Below are 515 nucleotides of genomic sequence, written 5' to 3'. Positions count from 1 at the left end.
CCTGATTACCCACCCCCTGAAAACTCACATCTATGACAGAAAATACATTAGCAAAGACGAACAAAAGCGCACTGGCGATAGAGATCGCAAACAACTGTTCAATCGTAAATGAAGATCCCTGTTGAAGCACTCCCTTGCACCGCGTGCAAAACGCTGTCTGACCAGATTCCAGCATTACATATTCGAAAACTGAATCGCAATGCTCACAGATAATCCAGTCAGAATTTTGCTGCATGTAAGTTTTCCTAAACGTGGGTTCGACACACCATCCACTCTTACTGAGTAACTACGTAAACGTATAGAACACTCGAAGATTCTTAACCAGGAACCCACAAGCGGTCAGTAAACGGGGAGCGATGGTCTAATTTGAAAAGCACAGAGCAAGGCTACACTGCGCTTTTCAATAAACGATTCAGAAAATATCAAGATTTTATCAAGATTTAGCAATACTCACTAAGGCAGTGCGCGACGATCGCCACGATTACCGTGTGGAGGTTCTCAATTAAGCGCAGGGA

General features: G+C 43.9%; 1 protein-coding gene. It reads right to left on the bottom strand.

Annotated features, from left to right (window positions below; translation table 11 throughout):
• A partial coding sequence (locus tag KMS84_RS38885) for a paraquat-inducible protein A (RefSeq protein WP_256921273.1) occupies window positions 1-235 on the bottom strand: 235 nt, incomplete at its 3' end.
• Between the last annotated feature and the right edge of the window lie 280 nt (window positions 236-515).

This window comes from Streptomyces hilarionis, assembly GCF_024539675.1.
In the GTDB taxonomy this organism is placed as follows: Bacteria; Actinomycetota; Actinomycetes; order Streptomycetales; family Streptomycetaceae; genus Streptomyces; species Streptomyces hilarionis.
The sequence above is the reverse complement of the archived record's forward strand: the minus strand, read 5'-3'. Positions and strand labels throughout refer to the sequence as shown.